General features: G+C 75.0%; 5 protein-coding genes. 2 read left to right on the top strand and 3 right to left on the bottom strand.

Annotation, left to right across the window (positions count from 1 at the left end):
* Positions 1-413: 413 nt before the first annotated feature.
* Positions 414-1,163 (top strand): pseudouridine synthase, encoded by a 750-nt coding sequence (locus tag C7C46_RS37545; RefSeq protein WP_342775399.1) that lies wholly within the window; start codon positions 414-416, stop codon positions 1,161-1,163.
* Positions 1,164-1,366: 203 nt separating this feature from the next.
* Entirely contained in the window at positions 1,367-2,356 is a 990-nt protein-coding gene (locus C7C46_RS13455) for a helix-turn-helix domain-containing protein (protein ID WP_110669194.1), read from the top strand.
* Between the two features lie 118 nt (positions 2,357-2,474).
* Here the strand turns inward: C7C46_RS13455 and C7C46_RS13460 are convergent, their stop codons facing one another.
* The 3 genes from C7C46_RS13460 to C7C46_RS13470 form a co-directional block, all read right to left on the bottom strand.
* Positions 2,475-2,837, bottom strand: coding sequence for a DUF952 domain-containing protein (locus tag C7C46_RS13460; RefSeq protein WP_110669196.1), 363 nt, complete (start codon positions 2,835-2,837; stop codon positions 2,475-2,477).
* Between the two features lie 85 nt (positions 2,838-2,922).
* Positions 2,923-4,527 carry a DUF4139 domain-containing protein gene (locus C7C46_RS13465; protein ID WP_110669198.1) on the bottom strand — a complete coding sequence of 535 codons (1,605 nt, stop codon included), beginning with the start codon at positions 4,525-4,527 and terminating at the stop codon, positions 2,923-2,925.
* A 1-nt stretch (position 4,528) separates the two neighbouring features.
* On the bottom strand, positions 4,529-6,000 hold a 1,472-nt coding region (locus tag C7C46_RS13470), incomplete at its 5' end, for a DUF4139 domain-containing protein (protein ID WP_110669200.1).

The following is a 6,000-nucleotide window of genomic DNA, read 5'->3' on the forward strand; positions in this document are numbered from 1 at the left end:
GGGGCCGCGGCGGCGGCGGTCCCTGCGGCGGGGGCGGTGGCGGTTCGTGGGGCGGCGGCTCCTACGGGGGCGGTCGGGGCTCCGCCGGGTCCTCCGGCGGCGGCTCGTACGGCGGTGGCCGGGGCCGGGACGACCGGCGCGATGACCGCCGTGACGATCGGCGTGACGACCGCCGGTACCCCGACCGACCGCTCCGTCCCGAGGAGCGCAGGTACGACCGGCCCGAGTTCGGTGGTGGCCCGAACGCCACTCCGGCCCGCGGCGGTTTCGCCGGGCGCCGTCCCGGGCCGGCGCCGCGGCCGCGCCGCGAGGGCCAGGGTGCCCCGGGTGACCCGCGCCGTCAGCCGCAGCGCTCCCGTGAGCTGCAGGCCAAGATCGAGGACGCGGTGCTGGCCCGGCACGACAAGCCGGCCGTGAAGCTGCCCAAGACCTTCGACGAGCCGGCCGGCGAGCGGCTGCAGAAGGTGCTGGCCCGGGCCGGCATGGGCAGCCGACGGGCCTGCGAGGAGCTGATCGAGCAGGGCCGGGTCGCGGTCAACGGCTCGACGGTGACCGAGCAGGGCAAGCGGGTCGACCCGGAGCACGACGAGATCAAGGTGGACGGCCTGACCGTGGCCACCCAGTCCTTCCTGTTCTTCGCGCTCAACAAGCCGGCCGGCGTGGTCTCCACCATGGAGGACCCCGACGGGCGGCAGTGCCTGGGCGACTACGTGACCAACCGGGAGACCCGGCTGTTCCACGTGGGCCGGCTGGACACCGAGACCGAGGGAATCATCCTGCTCACCAACCACGGCGAGCTGGCGCACCGGTTGACCCACCCGCGCTACGGCGTGACCAAGACCTACCTGGCCGCGATCCAGGGCCCGATCCCGCGCGACCTGGGCAAGCAGTTGGCCAAGGGCATCGAGCTGGAGGACGGGTTCGCCCGCGCCGACAGTTTCAAGGTGGTCTCCAACGTCGGCAAGAACTACCTGGTCGAGGTGACCCTGCACGAGGGGCGCAAGCACATCGTGCGCCGGATGCTGTCCGAGGCCGGGTTCCCGGTGGAGAAGCTGGTGCGCACCCACTTCGGACCGATCGCGCTCGGTGACCAGAAGTCGGGCTGGCTGCGGCGGCTGACCAACCCCGAGGTGGGGCAGCTCATGCACGAGGTCGGCCTGTAAGGGCCGGGGTACCCCGGTAGCCCGAGGGCTCGCCGACCGAGGGCCGCGCACGGTGACGTGCGCGGCCCTCGGCGTTGTCGGCGCAGCTGTCCAGACAGCTTCGATCGCCCAGGCTTGTCAAGGGGATCGCTCGTGGCACAAGATTGCCACGGAAACATTGCGCGCCGAATGGCGTGAAATCGCCACACGGGGGAGGGAGCGTCATGCTTGACGCTTTCAACGCACTCGGCCTGTCCGAGTCCGACGGCCAGGTCTACGCCGCGTTGGTGGCCGCCCCGCAGTCCACCGCTGCCGAGTTGGCCGAGCGCTGCGGTCTGTCCCTGCCGCAGAGTGAGAAGGCGCTGAGCCGGCTCGCCCAGCAGGGCATGGCCACCCGGGCGCCGGTGGACCGGGAGCGCTACCTGGCGGTGGCCCCCGACGTGGCGATCGGCACCCTGATCGGCCACCGGGAGGCGGAGCTGCGCCAGGCCCGGGCCGAGATGCACCGGCTGATGGATGCCTTCCGCGAGGCCTCGCGGTTCACCGACCCGGCCCGCTCGGTGGAGGTGCTCACCGGCGGTGAGGCGATTTCCCAGCGGATCGAGTACCTGCAGGACACCAGCCTGCAGCAGGTGCGCGGCTTCGACTGCCCGCCCTACGTGCAGGACGTGCAGGACGCCGCCTCCTACCTGACCCGGCTGCGCCGCAAGCTCAAGGAGGGGGTGCGGTTCCGCACCGTCTACGACCGCGAGGCGGTGGCCTGGCCCGGGCGGCTGGAGAACGAGATCCTGGTCGGCGCGGCGGACGGCGAGGAGTCCCGGGTGCGGACCACCCTCCCGATGAAGATGATCATGTCGGACGACCGGATGGCGGTCATCCCGATCAGCGCCGGCGACAGCGTGCTGGACGCCGCCTACGTGATCCACCCCTCCGCGCTGCTGCAAGCGCTGGACGGCCTCTTCGAGGCGGAGTGGGACCGGGCGGTGCCGCTGCAGGCGGCGCTCGGCGCCGAGCCCGGGCTGCGCGAGCCGGAGGCGGACCAGCGCAAGCTGCTCGGGCTGCTGGCGGCCGGGCTGACCGACGAGTCGATCGCGCGCTCGCTGGGGTGGAGCGCGCGCACCACCCAGCGGCGGCTGCAGGCGCTGATGCGCGAGCTCGGCGCCACCACCCGGTTCCAGGCCGGGATGGCGGCGCGCGAGCGGGGCTGGCTGTAGTTCGCCAGGGCGGCGCTGCGCGGGCCGACCTGGCGTCAGGTCTGGCAGCTGCTCAGGCCTGACGCCAGGTCAGGTCAGAGCTGGCACGTGGTCAGGTCGGCCCGGCCTCGCCGGCCGGTCAGCTCCACGGGGTGAGCTGGCCCCAGCGGCCGTCCGTGCCGCGCACCAGCTTCTCCAGACCCACCACGGCGTTGCGGTTGAGCCGGCCGTAGATGTGCGGGAAGAGCACGTCGGGCGAGGCTCCGGGCGGGCGCTCCCCGCTCGGAGCCTCCCAACGGACCATCGGATCCACCAAATCCTCCTCGATCAGCAGGGCCATCAGCGGATCCGGCGTCTTGGCGAAGAAGAGGTTCGCCACGGCGAGGGCGGTGGGCTCGTCCGGGGAGCAGTGGATGAACCCGTCCGTCAGCAGTGAGGCGGCGCTGTACGGTCGGCCGGGGTCACGGAGCCAGTCGTCCAGGGGTGCGAGGTGCAGGATCATAGGTCTGTTGTACCTCCCCCGTCTCGCTGGAGCCCTGCGACGCTACTGACCCCGGTGACCGCGGGGCCGAGCACACTCCCGGGCATCACAGCCCCGCGACCTTGGCGGTGGCGGTCAGTTCGTAGACAAAGGTGACGGTCCGTCGGGAGTTCGGGGCCAGCGCCAGCTCCCAGCGGACCACGCCCTCGGCGTCGACCTCGTCCGGGCGCGGGTCGCAGGCGGACTCGCGCAGCCGCACCTCGACGGCGGCCAGCTCGGAAACGGGGATCCGCTCGCGCAGGGTGATGCTCTGCTCGCCCGCCTCCTCGGGCGGGGTGAGCCGGGAGACGTGCACCCGCACCGTGCGGGTGATCACCGAACGCTGGCCAAGGCCCGCCAGCCCGGTGCTGGTGCGGTGCTCCTCGACCTCGCGGTGCAGCCGGTAGTCGTCGCTGCCGGGGAAGGAGAGCTCGGCCCTGGCCCCGGCGGCGGTGAAGCGCAGCTGGCCGCGCCCGAGGTAGCCGCTGTCGCGGACCAGCTCCACCGGGCCGGCCAGCAACGGGTGGTCGGCCGGGTTGCGGAACGAGACCAGCTCGCCGACCACGGGGGACAGCTCCGGCACCGCGATGCGCTCGGCGCCGGCCGGCACCTGGAAGGCGCCGAGCGGGATCCGGTGGGCCCGCCCGTCGGCCGGGACGTTTGCCGGGGCGGGGGCGGACAGCACCTGGACCTCACCACCGTCGTCCACCCCGGGCAGCTCGGCCGGGGCGAGCGCGCCCAGGGCGGCCTCGGCGACGGCGATGTCCTCCTCGCGCAGGTCCACCTCGACCGTGCGGCGCTCCTCGGCACTGAGCTCGCGCAGCTGCAGGCGGTCCTCGCGCAGCAGCGGCGGGGCGGTGGCGAGGGCGGAGCGGGCGGTGGAGAAGGTCAGCCGGACCCCGCTCCAGTCCTCACCGGTGGCCTGCCAGACCACCGCGTCCGCCTCCAGCCGGAGCTCGCCGTCGGCGAACCGGGCGCGGTAGGCGGGGCGCCAGAGCGCACAGGCCGTCAGGTGGCGCACCGTCAGCTCACAGTTGGTGGGCTGCTCGGCCTGGACCGTCAGCTCCAGGTGGGCCAGCAGCTCGGTCGGCTCGCGCTCGGCCTGCTCAAGCGCGACGGAGGCCTCGCGCTCGCGCTTGCCGACCTCGGCGAGCTCGAAGCGGACCTGTTGCAGGCGCTCGGTGGCCGCGTCCTGGTCGGCCTCGACCCGGGCCAGCTCGGCCTGCCAGCGCTGCGGCTCGGGCTGGTCGAAGCCGGTGCCCTCGCCGACCTCGCGCAGCAGCTCGGCGGTGAGCTGGTCGAGCAGGGCGAGCCGGGCCGTCAGCCGGTGCTGCTCGGCCTCGAACGCCCGCTTGGCGGTGGCCAGCTGGTGCAGGCGGTGGCGCAGCTCGGAGGCCTCGGGAGCGGGCGGGCCGGGCCGGGGCGGGGTCCAGCTGCGGGCCAGCCGGGCGTCCAGCACGCGCACGGTGGGGTCGGAGAGGGCGGTGCGCAGGGTGTGGTCCACCGCGAGCGGGGAGAGCGGGCCGAGCAGCAGCCGTGTGGTCCCGGCGGGCAGCGCGAGGGTGGCGGTGCGCTCCAGGTGGGCGCGGTCCTCCAGGCAGGTGGCAGCGGTGACGGGGAGCGGGACGGGGGCCGGGGTGGCCGGGACAGGGGTGGCGGTCTGGGTGGTCACGTCAGCTCTCCGAGGATGCCGAGGCCGTCGGGCCGGGAGGGGTGAGGAGGGTCGGATTCGGCGGGGCGGGGGGGGGCGGGCAGCTCCGCCGGTTGCCGCCGGCCAGGGCTCGGCCGGCCGGGAAGCGGAGCTCGTAGCCCGCGTCGAGCACGGCAGTGCCGCCGGCCGGCAGCGCCAGCCGCCAGTGGCGGGCGCCCGCCGGATCCTCCGGCTCGGGCCGGGTCGGTGCGGCCCAGGGCGGGGTGCTGGGCAGCTCCTCGATCCGCAGCTCCCGCTCCTCGCTGACCGGGATCCGCTCGCGCACCTCGACGGTGATCGGATGGGGCAGGCGGTTGGCCAGTTCGACGTGGATCCGCTCGGTGACCACGGTCGTGGTGGAGCGCAGGCCCGTGCTGGACTCCCGGCTCTCGGTGCGCCGGCTGACCCGCACGCTCTCCGCCACCCCCAGACCGATCCGCCGGGTGGCGCCCGGCGCCAGCGTGGGCAGCGCGGTGGAGAGTTGGAAGGCACCGTCCGCCGAGACCTCCAGCGGGCCGCCCAGCAGGGCGTGCGGGGAGGAGTTGGTGAGCAGCAGGCTGGCGAAGACCGCGAGCTCCACGGCGGGGGCGCAGACGTACTCGGCGGCCAGGGTGACCGGCAGCTCGGTCAGGGTGACGGTGTGCCAGACCCCGTCCGCCGGGAGGTCGACCCGGCCGGCCGCGTCGAAGCGCTGGTCGAAGGAGCCGGCCGACTGGCGCGGGGAGACCGCGTGCGCCGGGGGCTCCTGCGGGGAGCGGTGGACCGGCTGCTCGGGGCGCCGGACGGGGCGCAGCCGACCGCGCTGTGCGCGGCCCTCCTCGGGCCCCGCCAGGGTGAGGGCCGCGTAGTCGAGCAGTTCGCTGCCCGGGACCGGGCCGACCGGCTCCGGCGGGACGGGGAGCGCCTTCTTCGCGGCCTCGGCGCCGCCGAAGCCGGCCTCGGAGACAGCGGCGGATCGGCGGATGCCCCTGGTGGACTGCACGTCGAGCGAGAGGGCCTGCGGCGCGGCGGCGAAGGCCGGGGCCGGCGGCGGCCCGCCGGAGGCGAGGGGTGCGGCGGGGGCACCGCCGCCGGGGTACGGGCCGCGGGCCCTGACAGGTGCGGCGGTGGGGGCGGCGACCGGGGCGGGGGCGGCGACCGGAATGGGCGGTTCTGGGCGCTGCACCCGGTCGTAGTCGGTGAAGAGGCCGGGCAGGCCGCTGGGCGGCTCGCGCCAGCCGGAGACGGGCGGGACCGGCTGGCGGCGGCCGATCCGCAGCGAGCGCAGCTTGGGCAGCTCGGCCGGGCGGTGCAGATCGGCGGTGGAGACGGCGAGCCGCACCGCGCTCCAGTCCTCCTCGGTGCGCTGGGCGACCAGGGCCCGCAGCGTAAGGGTGCCGCCGCTGCCCGGGTGTCGGTCGAGGCGGTAGCTGGGGACCCACTGGGCGTTCGGCACCCGGTACTCCAGCTCGATGG

Origin of the sequence: Streptomyces tateyamensis, assembly GCF_003205575.1 — a bacterium.
Lineage (GTDB): Bacteria > Actinomycetota > Actinomycetes > Streptomycetales > Streptomycetaceae > Kitasatospora > Kitasatospora tateyamensis.